A 17,857-nucleotide genomic window follows, 5' to 3' on the forward strand; every position below is an offset into this window, starting at 1 on the left:
CACACGTACCCATCCCGAACACGACCGTTAAGCCCTCTAGCGCCGATGGTACTTGGACCGCAGGGTCCTGGGAGAGTAGGACGCCGCCAAGCGAAGAACCACTGCCGATGTTATTCGGTGGTGGTTTTTATTTGTTTATTTAAGGGGATGCGTAAGCATCTCTTATTTGACTTTGTAAGAGTCCTCTGACACACTCTAAGGGGTACATATATCACATATCAGGCCATGATTTGGATTGATATAATAACTCTAGCGAATGGGGTGTAGGACGACATGGAAATTCAGAAATTGACGGTAGATGATTTTGAACCAGCGATGGCACTCTCCGAATATGCTTTTCAGGTGGTAATGAATGATGAACAAAAAGAAAAGCGGCGGAGTCAGTTTTCGTCACAAGATATATGGGGTGTATATGAGAACGGGCAGTTAGGAGCCAAACTTCACATAATCCCTTTTCAAACCTATATTCATGGCAGACCGTTCGAGATGGGCGGTATTGCGGGTGTAGCCACCTGGCCAGAGTATAGACGCAAAGGCTGGGTAGCGGGTCTGCTGAAGCATGCGTTGGAAGAAATGAATCGTAACAAACAAAGTATATCATTCTTGCATCCATTCTCTTTTGGTTTCTATCGGAAGTATGGATGGGAGACGTATGTTGAATTTAAACGTTATAAAGTACCTACAGCTCATTTGCCTCTGAAAAAAGCGACACCTGGAACAATTCGGCGTGGGGATCCGGGCCTCAGCATATTAAAGGAAGTATACAGTGCTTATGCTGAGCGCTATAACGGAACTCTGGTTCGGGATGATGCAAGGTGGGAGAATTCAGTTCTTGTTAATGGAAGCAGCCAGAAGGCTGTATATTACGATGAAGCTGATGCAGCACAAGGTTATCTTTTATATGAGGTTAAGGAAAATAAGTTTACCATTAAAGAGATCATTTATCTGAATGAAGAGGCTAGGCAAGGGCTGTGGACCTTCATTGCTAATCATGATTCCATGATCCAGGAAGTTACGTTGCAGGCGCCTGCCAGTGATACGCTTGCTTTCCAATTGGATAATCCACGAATTCAGCAGGAGATTGTACCTTATTTTATGGCGCGTATCGTTAGTGTGGAGCAGTTTATATCCCAGTATCCCTTTGCAAGCCAGGACTCACCGGTGCAAATTGTTCTTCAGGTAGAAGATGCCCACGCTCCATGGAATGAAGGGGTATGGCAATTAAATGTGGCAATGAACGGAACGGCGTCCATATGGAAAACATCGGAGCCTATTACTGATGATCAGACCATTAAGGTGGATATTCAATCCCTTACCGCAGTGCTGATGGGGTATCGCAGACCAACGGAAATGGCACGGATCGGAAGAATTCACGGACCAGAAGCAGCAATCAAGGCTTTGGAACAAGCGATTCCTGAACGGGAAACCTATTTGCTCGATTTCTTCTGATGACTATTGCCACTGCACCATTTAACTTGATTAGCTTATATAGAAATACGGCGTGATTGAAAGACAAATGGACTTCTCCAGCAATTTTGGGGAGGTTTTTTTGTGTCTGGGGAATATTTCGTGTAAAATCGTAAAAAATGAATAGTGACCCCACTTGGCAAAACCACAAAATATGCTATAATGGTTATAAAGTCAAAGAAAGTCAAAGTCAACTAAAGGTTTAATACTTAAGTAGCTTTCTTTCAACAATCTGATGCATGATCGCCAATATACGGGATTCATTTCATCGGAGGATCAAGGGAATATTAAAGGACCTTCGTGCTTCCTTCGCTCTCCTGTTGATACCTGTGGAAGCAAGATTCGTTGTTTTCCTGATTGGTTAAATGGGTAGAGAAGGTGTACTCTGTGGGGGCGTGTGGGTCCTTATTGACTTAACGTTTCAGACAGTGGAGGATGATTGGATGCGTAATATCTCTGATATTATCGAACGATATCTGAAGAGTATTTTGCATGAAAGTCCCGAAGGAATGGTTGAAATTCAGCGTAATGATCTGGCAGATCAATTCTCATGTGTACCTTCCCAGATCAATTATGTCATCAGCACACGTTTTACACTCGAGAAGGGATACCTGGTAGAGAGTAAACGCGGCGGTGGTGGTTATGTTCGCATACAGCGCATTGAATTACCGGCCCAATCAGCTCTGCATAATCATTTGCACCATAGTATTGGTGAAGAGATCGGGCAGACAGCTGCCGAAGGTCTGATCTATCAATTGGAAGAAGCACGCTTCTTGAGCAAGCGGGAAGCCGGGTTGATGCGAGCTGCTGTATCTAGAGAGGTTATATTAGTCAAACTTCCTTACCGGGATCAAATTCGTGCCAGAATGTTGAAGGCGATGTTAATATCTTTGCTCGGTAAATGAAAACTATCGGGGTCAAAGGAGGTACATCAATATGCTGTGCCAAGAATGCAATAAACGTCCGGCGACACTTCATTTTACGAAGATCGTAAATGGAGAGAAGACGGAATTCCATATTTGTGAATCATGTGCCCGTGAAAAAGGGGAAATGATCCCTGGAACAGCAGGTGGGTTTTCCATTCACAACTTGTTGTCCGGATTGCTTGATTTTGATCCAGCCAGCAAAAGTGGATCAGCAGGAACACCACCTGCAAAAGCACTTCAGTGTGAAGAGTGTGGTATGACGTACGCACAATTTAGTAAGATAGGCCGGTTCGGCTGCAGTTCATGTTATAAATATTTTGACAGCCGTCTGGATCCTTTGTTCAAGCGGGTTCATGGTAATACGTCCCATGTAGGCAAAGTGCCTGCACGAGCTGGTGGTCGCATCAAGGTGAAACGGCAAATCGCTGATCTGAAGCGTGAGCTCCAGGAGAGCATCGCGCAAGAGGAATTTGAAGAGGCGGCTCAGATCCGTGACCAGATCAGAGGACTTGAAAAAGGGATAGCTCAGGAGTAAAGTTTGTCATGAGTAGGAGGGATGCGTAATGCCTAATCTGCGCTTTACAGAGAAGGCGCTCAGCGACTGGATGCGCAGTGATGCGGCTGATTCCGAAATTGTCATTAGTAGCCGTGTCCGGATTGCACGCAACCTTCAGCATGTTCCGTTCCCGATGCTTGCCTCTAATGAGCAATCGGAAGAGGTGCTGAATAAGCTGAGCGAAGTACTTCAATACGATGACGTTCATGCCTTTGGGGATTTTCATACTTTGGATCTGATCGATATTGACGAACTCGACAAACGGGTGCTGGTGGAGAAACATCTCATTAGTCCAAGTCTTGCGAATGAATCCAGGAATGGTGCGGTTATTCTCAGTGAGGATGAGTCGGTCAGTATTATGATTAACGAAGAGGATCATCTTCGTATCCAGTGCCTCTATCCGGGGTTCCAGGTGAAAGAAGCCTGGGAGAAAGCTTCCGCAATAGATGATGCTTTTGAAGCGCATGTGGACTATGCTTTTGATGATCGCAGAGGATACTTAACCAGCTGTCCTACCAATGTAGGTACAGGTGTCAGAGCATCGGTTATGATGCACTTGCCTGCCCTGGTGATGACACAGCAGATAGGCCGTATTCTAACCGCAGTTTCCCAAGTGGGATTGACGGTAAGAGGAATATATGGTGAAGGTAGCGAGGCGATGGGTAACCTGTTCCAGATCTCGAACCAGATTACATTGGGACAGACCGAACAGGAAGTCATCGAGAACTTGCATGGTGTTGTATTACAGATGATAGGTCATGAACGTACTGCCAGAGAACGGCTAATTACCGACTCCAGACTTCGGATTACGGATCGTGTCATGCGTTCTTACGGCATATTGTCTCATGCAGCTATTGTTGATTCCAAGGAAGCTGCACAGCGCTTATCGGATGTACGCCTTGGCGTGGATCTCGGCTTGTTGGATGGACTGTCCATCACGGTAATGAATGAGTTGAATGTGATGACACAGCCGGGATTTTTGCAGAAAACATTCGGGGAAGATATGCGCACAGATGAGCGTGACATATACCGTGCTCAGTTGATTCGTGATACGATCAATGCAGCGAAGCAGCCCTAGTTTAGCCTGATATTGTATTGAATTATGGTTTCATGCCGCATTGCGGCTTTTATATAATAAGGCATGTACAAATGCCGAATGACTTTATTCGCAGCACGGCTGCAAACAAAAATGATATGAAGAATACGAAGGTTATTTCATTAAATGACCCTCGTTTTATCCAAAACCATGGAGGTGCAGGAGATATGATGTTTGGAAGATTTACGGAACGGGCCCAAAAGGTGCTCGCACTCGCGCAGGAAGAAGCTGTCCGTCTCGGTCATAATAACATCGGTACTGAGCATATTTTGCTCGGCCTCATTCGTGAAGGCGAAGGCATCGCAGCCAAAGCACTGATCGGCCTGGGACTCGGATTGGAAAAAATTCAGGATGAAGTAGAAACGCTGATTGGCCGTGGCCAAGAGCAACCTACCAACATTGCATATACGCCACGTGCGAAAAAAGTAATTGAACTGTCTATGGATGAAGCTCGTAAATTGGGCCACACCTATGTAGGCACAGAGCATATCCTGCTCGGATTGATTCGTGAAGGCGAGGGTGTTGCAGCACGTGTGCTCAATAACCTGGGAATTAGCCTGAACAAAGCACGTCAACAAGTGTTGCAATTGCTTGGCAGCAGTGAAGCTGTATCCAGCCATAATGGCACACCTGCCAATGTAAGCACACCAACGCTGGACAGTCTGGCACGTGACCTCACGGCTTATGCGAGAGAGAACAACCTGGACCCAGTCATTGGACGTAGTAAAGAAATTGAACGTGTCATCCAGGTGCTCAGCCGTCGTACCAAGAACAACCCGGTATTGATCGGTGAGCCAGGTGTAGGTAAAACAGCGATTGCTGAAGGCCTTGCACAAAAAATCATTGCAAATGAGATTCCGGAAACATTGCGCGACAAACGTGTAATGACCCTAGATATGGGTTCTGTAGTCGCTGGAACCAAATATCGTGGTGAGTTCGAAGATCGTCTGAAAAAAATCATGGATGAGATTCGCCAAGCAGGTAACATTGTCCTGTTTATCGACGAATTGCATACCTTGATTGGCGCAGGCGGAGCTGAAGGTGCCATCGATGCTTCTAACATTTTGAAACCGGCTCTGGCTCGTGGAGAATTGCAATGTATCGGTGCGACAACACTGGATGAATATCGTAAATACATCGAGAAGGATGCAGCGCTTGAGCGTCGTTTCCAACCGATTACTGTAGATCAGCCTTCTCCGGAAGAAGCGATTCAAATCTTGCATGGCTTGCGTGACCGTTATGAGGCGCATCACCGCGTGAAAATTACGGACGAAGCAATTGTGCAGGCGGTTAAACTGTCTGACCGTTACATTACAGACCGTTTCCTGCCAGATAAAGCGATTGACCTGATTGATGAAGCGGGTTCCAAAGTAAGATTGAACTCTTACACGATCCCACCAAACCTGAAACAACTGGAAAGCCGTCTGGAAGATATCCGTAAGGAAAAAGACGCTGCAGTTCAAAGTCAGGAGTTCGAAAAAGCCGCAGCGCTTCGTGATACGGAACAAAAAATCCGTGAAGAGCTGGATGTAACGAAGAATCAATGGAAAGAAAAACAAGGTCGCACGGATTCTGAAGTAACACCTGAGGATATCGCACAAGTGGTAGCCAACTGGACAGGAATTCCGGTGAACAAGCTGAAAGAAGAAGAGACACAACGTCTGATGAATCTGGAATCGATTTTGCATGAACGTGTCATTGGCCAGGATGAGGCTGTGAAATCGGTCAGCCGTGCGGTTCGTCGTGCTCGTGCTGGATTGAAAGATCCAAAACGTCCGATGGGTTCATTCATCTTCCTCGGTCCTACTGGGGTAGGTAAAACAGAACTTGCTCGTGCTCTGGCTGAAGCAATGTTTGGTGATGAAAATGCAGTAATCCGGATTGATATGTCCGAGTATGGTGAGAAACATTCGACTTCCCGACTCGTCGGAGCGCCTCCAGGATATGTTGGATATGAAGAAGGTGGCCAGCTGACAGAGAAAGTTCGTCGCAAACCATATTCCGTTGTCCTGCTCGATGAAATCGAGAAAGCACATCCGGAAGTATTCAATATCTTGCTGCAAGTGCTTGAAGATGGTCGTCTGACGGATTCCAAAGGTCGCGTTGTTGACTTCCGGAATACGTTGATTATCCTGACATCCAACGTGGGTGCCGAAGCGATCAAACGTAACTCTACACTTGGCTTCACAGCAGTTGTGGATGCAGGTGCGGATTATGATAACATGAAGGGTAAAGTTATGGATGAGCTGAAGAAAAGCTTCCGTCCAGAGTTCCTTAACCGGATTGATGAAATTATCGTATTCCACTCTTTGGAACAGAAACACATTGCAGAGATTGTTACCCTCATGAGCGAGGAACTTCGCAAACGGCTGCGTGAATACGAAGTTGACTTCGAACTCACCGACAATGCCAAGGACTTCCTTGCCAAAGCCGGCTTTGATCCAGCTTACGGTGCGCGTCCGCTTCGTCGGGCGATCCAGAAGCATATCGAGGACAAATTGTCTGAAGAGTTGCTCACAGGTAACGTAACCAAAGGGGATTCATTGCTCATCGACGAAGAGAACGGTGCACTGTCTGTTACGAAAAAAGACGTGGTTGTTCCTTCGAATGAGGAAATCGAAACCAAATAATATACAGCAAGCTTTGGAGTTGAACTTCAGCTTGTATTATTCCTTAATCCTTAATCAAATCCTTCTCGGCTTCGGCCGGGGAGGATTTTTTGCATTTTGGACAGAAGACGGACATGATTATGTCAGGAACATGTGTAAAGTTTGCGATAATCCTTTACGAAAAATCTCAAACAATGGTAAACTTTTAGTAACCCTGCACGTCAGGGAGTTTGGGTGAAATTCGTCGAATAATGCAAAATGCTGTTATAAAACTAAATTATAGGAGTGCTGAAGTGGCCAAAGTTAAAACCAAGTTTCAATGTACGGAATGCGGCTATGAAGCCCCCAAGTGGTACGGTAAGTGTCCGGGTTGTCAGTCATGGAATTCAATGGTGGAAGAAACAGAGACGGTGGTCAAAACACAAGGGAGAAATTCTCCTCTGTTTGACAGTAAAGATAAACCGCTTCCTATCATAGATATAGATAGCGGTCAGGAACCGCGTGTACAGACTGGAATCGGAGAGTTGAACCGGGTATTGGGTGGTGGAATCGTTCCGGGTTCGCTCGTTCTGGTGGGTGGAGATCCGGGTATTGGTAAATCAACGTTGATGTTGCAGACGTCTCATGCTTTAACGCATTCGGGTTTGCGTGTGTTATATGTTTCCGGTGAGGAATCAGTCAAGCAAACCAAATTGCGGGCAGACCGCCTCGGGGCACTCTCTGCCGAGTTGTATGTACTGTGTGAAACCAATATGGAACGTGTAGAGGAAGCGGTGGATCAGATCCAGCCGCATTTTCTTGTCATCGACTCCATTCAGACGGTGTATCTTCCCGAAGTTACCAGTGCGCCGGGTAGTGTAGCACAGGTAAGGGAATGTACGTCAAGGTTCATGCGAATTGCCAAAGGCAGAGGCATTGCAACGGTTCTTGTGGGGCATGTTACCAAAGAAGGTGCCATTGCCGGTCCACGTATGTTAGAACATATGGTGGATTGCGTGCTTTATTTTGAAGGAGAACGGCATCATACGTATCGCCTGCTACGTGCGGTGAAGAACCGTTTTGGTTCCACCAATGAGATTGGCATTTTTGAAATGGGCGAGGATGGACTTCGTGAGGTGGGCAATCCCTCCGAACTCTTTTTGTCAGAACGTCCACTGGGTGTAGCAGGTTCAACAGTAGTTGCCAGTATGGAGGGGACGCGTCCTCTGCTCGTGGAATTACAGGCGTTGATCTCCACTACCCATTTCCCTTCTCCCCGCCGTATGGCAACAGGGGTAGATCTGCATCGATTAAATCTGATCATTGCAGTGCTGGAGAAACGGATGGGCATGTTTTTACAGACCCAGGATGCGTATCTGAACGTGGCTGGTGGAGTACGGTTGGATGAGCCCGCGGTAGATTTGGCGGTAGCGGTCAGCATTGCATCCAGCTTGAGAGATGTACCGACCAAGCCGGATGACGTCATCTTTGGCGAGATCGGTCTTACAGGTGAAGTTCGGGCCGTATCACGAGCCGAACAACGAGTGAAGGAAGCCGCGAAGCTGGGCTTCAAGCGTGTCATTTTACCAGAAAAAAGCTTAAAGGGCTGGAAACATCCTCGCGGGATACAACTGATCGGTGTGAATACCGTGGCAGATGCACTAGCGGTTGCTTTAGATTAGGGGGCATAACAAGATGAAAGATTCGAGCCAACTGGATAATATGAATGAATTATTAAGGCTGATCGCACCAGGTACACCTTTCCGCGAAGGTCTGGAAAATGTGCTGCGCGCCAAGACGGGCGCACTGCTTGTTGTAGGATACAGCCCTGAAGTCATGGAAGTGGTGGATGGGGGATTCTCGATTAACTGTGATTTCTCCCCCAACTATCTGTACGAACTCGCCAAGATGGATGGTGCCATCATTCTTAGCGAAGATCTGAAGCGTATTCTTTACGCCAATACCCAGTTAATTCCCGATTCCTCGATCTCTTCATCAGAGACGGGGATCCGTCACCGGACGGCGGAGCGTGTAGCGAAGCAAACGGGTAAATTGGTCGTATCCATATCACAGCGCCGGAATATCATTACCTTGTATCAGGGAACACTTCGTTATTCCCTCAAGGAAATCGGGGTTATTTTGACCAAAGCAAACCAAGCGATTCAAACCCTGGAGAAATACAAAGCGGTATTAACACAGTCTCTTACGAATCTGAGTGCCTCTGAATTTGAGGAACTGGTGACGATTCCTGAAGTGGTTAATGTGATTCAGCGTACCGAAATGGTGATGCGGATCAAAACGGAAATCAAACGATATATTCATGAACTCGGGAATGAGGGACGACTCATTTCCATGCAAATGGAAGAACTCGTGGGTACAACGGAAGAAGAAGCCTGGTTATTGTATAAGGACTATGCCCGTGACGACAGTGATGACAAAATCCGTGAAATTATCGTGGGACTGAAAAGATTGTCGGACGATGAGTTGCTGGATGCACATCATATTGTCCGTCTTCTCGGCTATCCTTCATCAGCCGCTACTTCTGAGGATTCGGTTGCCCCTCGTGGATTCCGGGTATTAAATAAGATCCCCCGCCTGCCCAATGTTATTATCCATAACCTGGTGGATCAATTCGAACAATTGCCTCATGTTATTATGGCTACAATTGAAGAACTGGACGAAGTGGATGGTATTGGTGAAGTTCGTGCCCGGACCATTAAGGAAGGCCTCAAACGTTTGCAGGAGCAGATGTTTATCGACAGACAGATGTAAGGGTTTGCCTATATAAAGGCTTGAAATGGATGAGGTGAAACAACGATGCTAACCAGATTCATTCCGAATCTCTTTACCCTGGGTAATCTGTTTCTTGGAATGATGGCAATTTTGCTTGCGATTGATGGAAATTACAGCTTGGCTGCCATTATGGTCATTGTAGCGATGCTGCTGGATGGTCTGGATGGCCGAGTGGCACGGGCACTTAATGCCCAAAGTGAATTCGGCAAGGAACTGGATTCCTTGTCTGACATGGTTTCCTTTGGTGCAGCACCAGCCCTGATCATATTTATGGTGTCGTTTCAAGATTCAATGCCGATCCTCGCCTGGATTGCAACATCGGCTTTTCCAATCTGTGGAGCCATTCGTCTTGCACGGTTTAACGTTCGTCCGGGTATTCCCGGATACTTCACAGGTCTGCCGATTCCGGCAGCCGGCGGGGTACTGGCTACACTGTCCTTGTTCAATAAGGATATTGGCCCGGTTAGCATGATGATTGCTACATTGCTGTTATCGTATCTGATGGTGAGTTCGCTTAAATATCCCAATTTCAAAAAGGTCGGTTTGCCACGCAAGGCAATTTGGATTGCACCGTGGGTTGTGTTATTTGCCATAGCTGTAGCCGTTATTTTCCCGGAGCAGTTATCCAAATTGATCTTTATTCCGTTGGTGTTATACGCCTTGTATGGAATGAAGCATAACGTGCGAACAGCGGCCTCGCGTAGTCGGGCGAAAAAGCGCAAGGATGAGAAATCTTCCCGTCCTTCCGATCGTTAAGTAGCCTTGGTGACAGACAATATACAAAGAAAGCACGTACTCTCCTGAACTGGAGAATGCGTGCTTTTTGTTTATTCAGATCTATTTACGGTAAAAGAAACCCTTGCGAACGACATACATATCTTCTTACGACAGATTAAACATCCCTAACGTTGAACACTTCTGTGATTCGTGATTTACGACCTCTTCCATGTTAATGTCCAGCAGATTGCAGAGAGCCGACATGTAGAACAGGTTCCGCCCTAGCTCAGAGCTAATGACCTCTCTGCAGTTCTCACACAACTCACCCTCCACATGCGTTTCCAGCAAACCCTTGGTTTGAGCGATGTCGCTCTCTGGGGCATATTTCTGCTTGGTGGCGTGCAGCTCGATGCAGCCGCATTCGGTAATGGCTTTGGACACGGCACGGTTAACAGACGCTCCGGCTTGTCCCGTTTTGGACAGTACATCAATCAGGCTGCGATGACGCAGCAACAGTTCAGAAACTTGATCCTGGAAAGCCTGTAAACTTAGCGTACTCATTTTGCCACTCACCTCGGGATATGAATTGAATTCATTATATGCCAATAATTTACCTACTTTCAACTGACGATTTCAACATTTCCAAAAAGTTCTTCCGGAAGGGATTAGCAATTCAGGAATTGGATCATACTGGATATAAAGATCAAGATACATTGAAGGAGGTGCAGGGACTAATGTGGAAAAAAGGCATTTTAACTTTTACAGGATTGTGCGGTGCATGGTTCGGCTACACGGCATATCATCTGGCAGGAAAATCGGTCCCATGGATGGCGGAGTGGATTCAGTCCGCAGGATTACTGGGAGCTGGTATATCGACGCTGCTGGGAGCTGTAATGTTTATGGCTGTATGTAATATTGGTGGAACATTGATGGCAGACAGGCTGCATAGTGGGATCAATTCATTGGCAAAAGTACCTATGAACGAATTGGCTGCAGGTGCCGCAGGTACCGTTGCTGGGTTGCTGGTGGCCTTGTTGCTCTACCCTGTTGTGAGATGGATGGGGACGGCAGGAGAAGTGCTGCAAGTGGCGCTGACGGTGATTAGTGCTTATTCCGGTTATGCCCTTGCCATGGCGAAGAAAGACGATCTGGGGGCCTTCTGGATGTCTGGACGATGGGGTCATCCCGAGGTGGACGAGGATAGACGGATGGAAGAACATAAAATTCTGGATACCAGTGTTATTATCGATGGGCGTATTGCTGATATATGCAAAACCGGATTTATTGAAGGCACGATCGTAATTCCGGAATTTGTTCTGGAGGAGTTACAGCATATTGCTGATTCATCGGATCTGCTCAAGCGGAACAGAGGACGGCGTGGACTGGATATTTTGAACAAAATCCAGAAGGAACTTGATGTAAAAGTCCTAATCTACGAGGGGGATTTCGAGGAAATCTCCGAGGTGGACAGCAAACTGGTTAAACTGGCTAAAGTGCTTCAGGGCAAAGTGGTCACCAATGACTTTAACCTGAACAAAGTGTGCGAACTCCAGGGTGTATCTGTGTTGAACATTAATGATCTCGCCAATGCGGTTAAGCCGGTTGTTCTGCCAGGTGAGGAGATCATGGTGCAGATCATCAAAGATGGCAAGGAGCATGGTCAAGGTGTAGCCTATCTGGATGATGGCACAATGATCGTTGTGGAGGGCGGACGCGAGTATATCGGCATGATGATGGAAGTACTGGTGACCAGTGTGTTACAGACTTCAGCGGGACGAATGATTTTTGCCAAGCCGAAACTGTTGGAAAAAGCCCAATAAAGCGGTATGATGGGTAGTGTATCGTTGAATGATATTGTATATCTTTGGACGATAAACTGACAGACAAGGCAGGGATTGCGGCATGGATAAAGGGTGGGGCGTTGTCATTGTGGCAGCAGGTCGCGGAACCCGGATGGGGACGACCGAGAGCAAACAGTTTCTGTTGCTGCAGGACAAGCCCGTTTTCATACATACGCTTGAGGTATTTGCTGCGCTGGACGAGATCCGCGAGATGGTGCTGGTCACAGGAGCCGCAGATGTTGAACGCTGCCAGGATTGGGTAAAAGAATACCAACTGGATTCACGTGTCCGTGTTATCCCCGGAGGGAAAGAGAGACAACATTCTGTCCATAAAGGCCTTGAGGCACTTGGGACGGATTGGGTTCTCGTTCACGACGGGGTACGTCCTTTTGTGAACCATGAGCAGATCAAGGGATGCATGTCGTCCGCCATATCCGGTGGTGGAGCAGCAGTGCTGGCGGTTCCCGTTAAGGATACGATCAAACAAGTGAATGCGGAAGGAGTCGTTACGGCGACGCCAGACCGCAGCAGTCTGTGGAGCATTCAAACCCCGCAGGCTTTTCGTCTTTCTTCCCTGCTCTCCGCCTACGAATCAGCCGAGCAGGACGGATTTCTGGGAACAGATGATGCCATGCTGGCTGAACGTCAGGGAATGTCGGTCAAGGTTGTGGAAGGCAATTATACCAATATCAAATTAACAACGCCGGAAGATTTGCAATATGCTGCGTTTTTGCTGGGGGGAGAGAAGAAGCAATGATACGTGTAGGACAGGGATTTGATGTACATCAGCTGGTAGAGGGACGCCCGTGTATTATTGGCGGAGTAACGATTCCTTATGAAAAAGGACTGCTGGGTCACTCGGACGCAGACGTGCTGTTGCACGCGATTAGTGATGCCATTTTGGGTGCGCTGGCACTTGGGGATATTGGCAAGCACTTCCCGGATACCGATCCGGAATTCAAAGATGCAGACAGCCTGAAATTGCTGGAGCATGTATGGCAGCTTGTGAAGGATCGCGGGTATAAGCTAGGGAATATCGATTCAACGATTATTGCCCAGAAGCCAAAGATGGCTCCTTACATCCCACAGATGGCTGAGGTTATTGCCAAGGCACTGGAAGCGGATGTAACGCAGGTGAACGTGAAAGCAACAACGACAGAGCAACTGGGGTTCCCGGGACGGGGAGAGGGCATTGCCGCTCAATCCGTTGTTTGCCTTGTACGTGTGTGATATCATCAATCAATTAGTGACGGAGGGGATCATATGAGCACGGAAATTCGTGTGCGTTACGCGCCGAGCCCAACGGGACATCTGCATATCGGGAATGCCCGTACGGCGTTGTTTAACTATCTATATGCCAAACATAATAACGGTAAATTCATTATTCGTATTGAAGATACAGACGTAAAACGGAATATTGCCGGTGGTGAAGAAAGCCAACTGAAATACCTGAAATGGCTCGGAATTGAGTGGGACGAAAGTATTGACGTGGGCGGAGAATACGGACCATACCGTCAAACGGAACGTCTGGACCTCTATCGTAAATATACGCAGGAATTGCTGGATAAAGGTCTGGCTTACCGTTGCTTCTGCACGGAAGAAGAATTGGAGCAAGAGCGCGAGGAACAGTCAGCACGTGGAGAAACACCGCGTTATTCTGGCAAACACCGTGACCTGACTCCAGAGCAAATTAGTGCGTTTGAAGCGGAAGGCCGCGTAGCGAGTATTCGTTTCCGTGTGCCGGAAGAGCGCACATATACGTTTGATGATATGGTTAAGGGCACAATCTCGTTCAACAGCAAGGAATCCGGTGACTTCGTCATTGTGAAAAAAGACGGCATTCCCACATACAACTATGCCGTTGCTGTGGATGATCACTTGATGAAGATCTCCCACGTCTTGCGCGGGGAAGATCACATCTCGAACACGCCGCGTCAATTGATGATCTATGAAGCGCTCGGCTGGGAGCCGCCGCAATTCGGCCATATGACGCTGATCGTGAATGAAAATCACAAGAAGCTGAGTAAACGGGATGAATCCGTTATTCAGTTTATTGAGCAGTATGATCAGCTCGGCTATTTGCCTGAAGCGATGTTTAACTTCATTTCCCTGCTTGGCTGGTCGCCGGAAGGGGAAGAAGAGATCTTCTCGCAAGAGCAGCTGATCTCCATTTTTGATACGAAACGTCTGTCCAAGAGCCCGGCGGTATTTGATACCCACAAGCTGGCTCACTTGAACAACCACTATATCAAACATGCTGACCCGGGACGTATTGCCGAAATGGCCATTCCACATCTGCAAAAGGCTGGACGTATTTCTTCCGAGCTGTCTGCTGAACAAAAAGAATGGGCTTATACTCTGGTACACCTGTACCAGGAGCAGATGAATTCTGCCTCCGATATTGTCGAATTGTCGGAAGTATTCTTCCGTTCCAATCTGGAGCTTGAAAGTGAAGGAGAAGCAGTGCTTGCTGAGGAGCAGGTGCCAACCGTACTGAAGGCATTTGCGGATAAAGTACAGGCGAGCGAAGAGTTTACTCCAAGCAAAATGGCTGCATTGATCAAGGAAGTACAGAAAGAAACCGGCTTTAAGGGCAAACAGCTCTTTATGCCAATTCGTGTAGCCTTGACTGGACAGACGCATGGACGGGATCTGAACCAAACGATCGTACTTCTGGGTCGGGATACGGTGATCGAACGTTTGCTTGCACAAGTAAAATAATCTTAGTCGAGGACATTCCGTTTATTTGGAATCTGAACGCAATCCTATGAAGTATGGATTACGTAGGAGGCTGTTGTCAGTCTGAGGCCTTTTCGCTATAATAACAACACAACGAATAATTGATATGATTTATCTAATAGAACAGCAAAGATCGGGAGGAGTAGACTGACCCGGACAGATTCAGAGAGGATGGTCCCGCAGCAAAGAGAGATTTCTTTGGTTGCGGTGGCTGTGAACCATCCACTGTCCATCAGTCGAAATGCGCCCGTGAGCTGCACAGCCGAATCCAGCCCCGCCTTTGTCGATCATGACATGGGAAAACGTTAGGATAGGTTGTGACGATTGGTTTCCGTTACCAAACCGCTTGAGGGCTCATTCTATTTAAGAATGGACCGAGCAGAGTGGGACCGCGATAAACGCCTCTGCAGCTAAATGCTGCAGGGGCGTTTTTTTGTTTAGGCGAGTGTGCAGTACACTACCAAGGAACGCGCCGTCCGGTAAGCCGGAGGACGGGAACCTGAACAAGAGGGGAACGAGCATGTTCAAGAAGATCAGATCAGATATCCAGGCGGTGTTTGAAAACGATCCGGCGGCCCGAGGTTGGTTTGAGGTGGTATTCACCTACTCAGGGCTGCATGCGATATGGGCACACCGGATCGCTCATTTTTTATACAAGCGAAGATGGTTCTCGGTTGCCCGGTTCATTTCGCAGGTTAGCCGTTTTATGACAGGAATCGAGATACATCCTGGAGCTACGATCGGAAATCGGTTGTTTATTGACCACGGAATGGGCGTTGTTATTGGAGAAACATGTGAGATTGGCGATGATGTCGTTATCTATCAGGGGGTTACCCTGGGCGGAACAGGGAAAGAAAAAGGAAAGAGACATCCGACCATTGGTAATAATGTGGTTATCTCATCCGGAGCCAAGGTGCTGGGTTCATTTAGCGTGGGGGATCAATGTAACATTGGTGCGAACTCCGTTGTGCTTAAGGAGGTTCCTTCCAATAGTACCGTGGTAGGTATACCGGGAAGAATTGTTAAACAGGATGGCCGACGGGTAGATCGCCTCAGTCAGCAACTGCCCGATCCGGTCGTCGACTCCTTGCGCAGTATGCAAAAAGAACTCGAACGATTGCAGGAAGAAGTACGTACACTGCAGAATGCCCGTGAAAATGAGACTGTGCGTGATACGTGATACAATAAATAAAGGCAGTATAGGATGAAAGGATAAGTGACCATGACGCTTCAGATTTATAATACGATGAGTCGTACCAAAGAGGAATTTGTTCCCCAAGAGCCAGGGAAAGTAAAAATGTATGTCTGCGGACCAACGGTATATGACTACATTCATATCGGGAATGCACGCCCGGTTATCTTTTTCGACACAGTTCGTGGATACCTGGAACAGACAGGACATGATGTGAACTATGTGGTGAACTTCACGGATGTGGACGATAAGCTGATTCGCAAAGCAGAACAACTTGGAACAGACGTTCCTCACGTGGCTGAGAAATTTATTGCTGCCTATTATGAAGATCTTGAGGGATTAGGTATTCCCAAGGCAAGCAGCAATCCTAGAGTAACGGAAAACATGCCGCTGATCATTGATTTTATCCGTGAGCTCGTTGAAAAAGGATTTGCGTATGAAAATGGCGGTGACGTCTATTATCGTACAGGCAAATTCAGCGAATATGGCAAACTTTCAAAACAAAACTTGCAGGAGTTGCAGTTCGGAATCCGTGTGGGTGTAGACGAGCGCAAAGAGCATCCCGAAGATTTTGTGCTCTGGAAGGCTGCCAAACCAGGTGAGATCTATTGGTCCAGTCCTTGGGGCGATGGTCGACCAGGCTGGCATATTGAATGCTCCGCCATGGCTCGGGAGTACCTTGGGGATACACTGGACATTCACGGGGGTGGACAGGATTTGCAGTTCCCGCACCATGAGTGCGAATGCGCCCAATCCGAGGTATTAACAGGTAAACCACTTGCGAACTACTGGATGCATAATGGATTCATCCGAATTGATAACGAGAAGATGTCAAAATCACTCGGTAATGGTGTTCTTGTTAAAGACTTGCGGAATCAATATAAACGCGAAGCGATTCGTTATTTCATGTTGTCTACCCACTATCGCAACCCATTGAACTTCACGGATGATACGATGGAGCAGGCACAGAACAGTGTGGACCGGATTGCGAATGCGGTAGGTAACCTGAACCATCGTCTAAATGCAGTAACTGTTGATCAGGATATCACAGCAGAGTTTGCGGCAAGACTCGACCAAATTCGTCAGCAGTATCACGAGAAGATGCAGGATGATTTCAATACTCCTGATGCGATTACTGCGATGTTTGAGTGGGCCGGGGAAGCCAACCAACTGTTGCAGCAAGAAGTAGTTAATGCGGCAGACATTCGCGCACTCCTCGAGTTGTTCAGTGAATTGAATGCTGTACTGCGCATTTATACTGACGCAGAGCCAGAACTTCTGGATGAGGAAGTAGAACGTCTGATTGAAGAGCGTGTAGAAGCGCGCAAGTCGAAAAACTGGGCAAGAGCGGATGAAATTCGCGATGAATTGTCTGCACGTGGCATTCTGCTTGAAGATACGGCGCAGGGCATGAGATGGCGGCGCAAATGAGCGAAGGACATCCAAATACACCAAAACAACACGAGCAGGTCACAGAGGGAGGATGGTTCCCGTATCCTCCTTCCAGACCTGCGAGGTTGATTCCACCTATTGCACTGGCCTATATTGGTGATGCGGTATATGAGGTAGCTGTTCGTCAATATCTGTTGTCGAAGGCCAACATGCGTCCCAATCATTTGCACCGTAGTGCAACCGGGTTGGTATCAGCGAAGGCGCAGAGCCGCATACTTACAATGATTGAGGCTGAACTGACAGAGGAAGAACGGGATATCGTCCGGCAAGGGCGGAATGCCAAGTCGGGTAGTGTACCCAAAAATGCAGATGTGTTGGAGTACAGACATGCCACGGCTTTTGAATGTCTCATTGGTTACCTCTATAGCAGTGGTCATCATGATCGCATGATTGAACTGATCGGGCTTGGCATTGAGCACGCGGAACAACAATCGCCATCGCCGACAAAAAAATAGAAATTTCAACAAAACAACGCATTACAGAGAGGATC

16 protein-coding genes and 1 rRNA gene are annotated in these 17,857 nt (G+C 47.4%); 16 read left to right on the plus strand and 1 reads right to left on the minus strand.

The features are described from left to right. The 9 genes from rrf to pssA form a co-directional block, all read left to right on the plus strand. A 5S ribosomal RNA gene (gene rrf / locus J2X75_RS29275) occupies window positions 1-92 on the plus strand; the annotation flags it as partial. Between the two features lie 181 nt (window positions 93-273). After that, entirely contained in the window at window positions 274-1,449 is a 1,176-nt protein-coding gene (locus tag J2X75_RS29280) for a GNAT family N-acetyltransferase (RefSeq protein ID WP_310343058.1), read from the plus strand. A gap of 461 nt (window positions 1,450-1,910) precedes the next feature. After that, the gene (locus tag J2X75_RS29285; RefSeq protein ID WP_036607135.1) at window positions 1,911-2,372 is read left to right on the plus strand and encodes a CtsR family transcriptional regulator; all 462 of its coding nucleotides are present in this window, start codon (window positions 1,911-1,913) and stop codon (window positions 2,370-2,372) included. A gap of 31 nt (window positions 2,373-2,403) precedes the next feature. After that, window positions 2,404-2,928, plus strand: coding sequence for a protein-arginine kinase activator protein McsA (gene mcsA, locus J2X75_RS29290; protein ID WP_105602475.1), 525 nt, complete (start codon window positions 2,404-2,406; stop codon window positions 2,926-2,928). A gap of 28 nt (window positions 2,929-2,956) precedes the next feature. After that, window positions 2,957-4,027, plus strand: a complete 1,071-nt coding sequence (gene mcsB / locus J2X75_RS29295; protein WP_124118842.1) for a protein-arginine kinase McsB — start codon at window positions 2,957-2,959, stop codon at window positions 4,025-4,027. Between the two features lie 185 nt (window positions 4,028-4,212). Continuing rightward, window positions 4,213-6,675: an ATP-dependent Clp protease ATP-binding subunit gene (locus J2X75_RS29300; protein WP_062836200.1), complete on the plus strand. Its 2,463-nt coding sequence runs from the start codon at window positions 4,213-4,215 to the stop codon at window positions 6,673-6,675. 272 nt (window positions 6,676-6,947) lie between these two features. Further along, a complete protein-coding gene (gene radA, locus J2X75_RS29305) occupies window positions 6,948-8,315 on the plus strand; it encodes a DNA repair protein RadA (RefSeq protein WP_036671578.1) in 1,368 nt (455 codons plus the stop codon). A 13-nt stretch (window positions 8,316-8,328) separates the two neighbouring features. Then, a complete protein-coding gene (disA, locus tag J2X75_RS29310; protein WP_062836168.1) occupies window positions 8,329-9,405 on the plus strand; it encodes a DNA integrity scanning diadenylate cyclase DisA in 1,077 nt (358 codons plus the stop codon). Window positions 9,406-9,450: 45 nt separating this feature from the next. Beyond that, window positions 9,451-10,182 carry a CDP-diacylglycerol--serine O-phosphatidyltransferase gene (pssA, locus tag J2X75_RS29315; protein ID WP_310343066.1) on the plus strand — a complete coding sequence of 244 codons (732 nt, stop codon included), beginning with the start codon at window positions 9,451-9,453 and terminating at the stop codon, window positions 10,180-10,182. A gap of 126 nt (window positions 10,183-10,308) precedes the next feature. Here the strand turns inward: pssA and J2X75_RS29320 are convergent, their stop codons facing one another. Beyond that, the gene (locus J2X75_RS29320) at window positions 10,309-10,704 is read right to left on the minus strand and encodes a nucleoside triphosphate pyrophosphohydrolase family protein (RefSeq protein ID WP_017692049.1); all 396 of its coding nucleotides are present in this window, start codon (window positions 10,702-10,704) and stop codon (window positions 10,309-10,311) included. 173 nt (window positions 10,705-10,877) lie between these two features. On the opposite strand from J2X75_RS29320, the gene J2X75_RS29325 reads away from it, so the two are divergent. From J2X75_RS29325 to J2X75_RS29355, 7 genes are all read left to right on the plus strand, one after another. After that, window positions 10,878-11,963, plus strand: a complete 1,086-nt coding sequence (locus J2X75_RS29325) for a PIN/TRAM domain-containing protein (RefSeq protein ID WP_091039184.1) — start codon at window positions 10,878-10,880, stop codon at window positions 11,961-11,963. A gap of 82 nt (window positions 11,964-12,045) precedes the next feature. Continuing rightward, complete coding sequence (gene ispD, locus J2X75_RS29330; RefSeq protein WP_310343070.1) at window positions 12,046-12,741, plus strand: 2-C-methyl-D-erythritol 4-phosphate cytidylyltransferase; 696 nt, start codon at window positions 12,046-12,048, stop codon at window positions 12,739-12,741. Further along, a complete protein-coding gene (gene ispF, locus J2X75_RS29335; protein ID WP_017692052.1) occupies window positions 12,738-13,214 on the plus strand; it encodes a 2-C-methyl-D-erythritol 2,4-cyclodiphosphate synthase in 477 nt (158 codons plus the stop codon). Before ispD ends, ispF begins: the two co-directional genes overlap by 4 nt. A 33-nt stretch (window positions 13,215-13,247) precedes the next feature. Continuing rightward, window positions 13,248-14,705 carry a glutamate--tRNA ligase gene (gene gltX / locus J2X75_RS29340; RefSeq protein WP_310343072.1) on the plus strand — a complete coding sequence of 486 codons (1,458 nt, stop codon included), beginning with the start codon at window positions 13,248-13,250 and terminating at the stop codon, window positions 14,703-14,705. Window positions 14,706-15,243: 538 nt separating this feature from the next. Further along, entirely contained in the window at window positions 15,244-15,903 is a 660-nt protein-coding gene (gene cysE / locus J2X75_RS29345; protein WP_307415963.1) for a serine O-acetyltransferase, read from the plus strand. Between the two features lie 42 nt (window positions 15,904-15,945). Then, window positions 15,946-17,346 carry a cysteine--tRNA ligase gene (gene cysS / locus J2X75_RS29350; protein WP_091020524.1) on the plus strand — a complete coding sequence of 467 codons (1,401 nt, stop codon included), beginning with the start codon at window positions 15,946-15,948 and terminating at the stop codon, window positions 17,344-17,346. After that, on the plus strand, window positions 17,343-17,822 hold the full coding sequence (locus J2X75_RS29355) for a Mini-ribonuclease 3 (protein WP_310343078.1): 480 nt from the start codon (window positions 17,343-17,345) through the stop codon (window positions 17,820-17,822). The genes cysS and J2X75_RS29355 overlap by 4 nt, the downstream gene beginning before the upstream one ends. Window positions 17,823-17,857 lie beyond the last annotated feature (35 nt).

Origin of the sequence: Paenibacillus sp. 2003 (genome assembly GCF_031455635.1) — a bacterium.
Classification (GTDB): Bacteria; Bacillota; Bacilli; order Paenibacillales; family Paenibacillaceae; genus Paenibacillus; species Paenibacillus amylolyticus_B.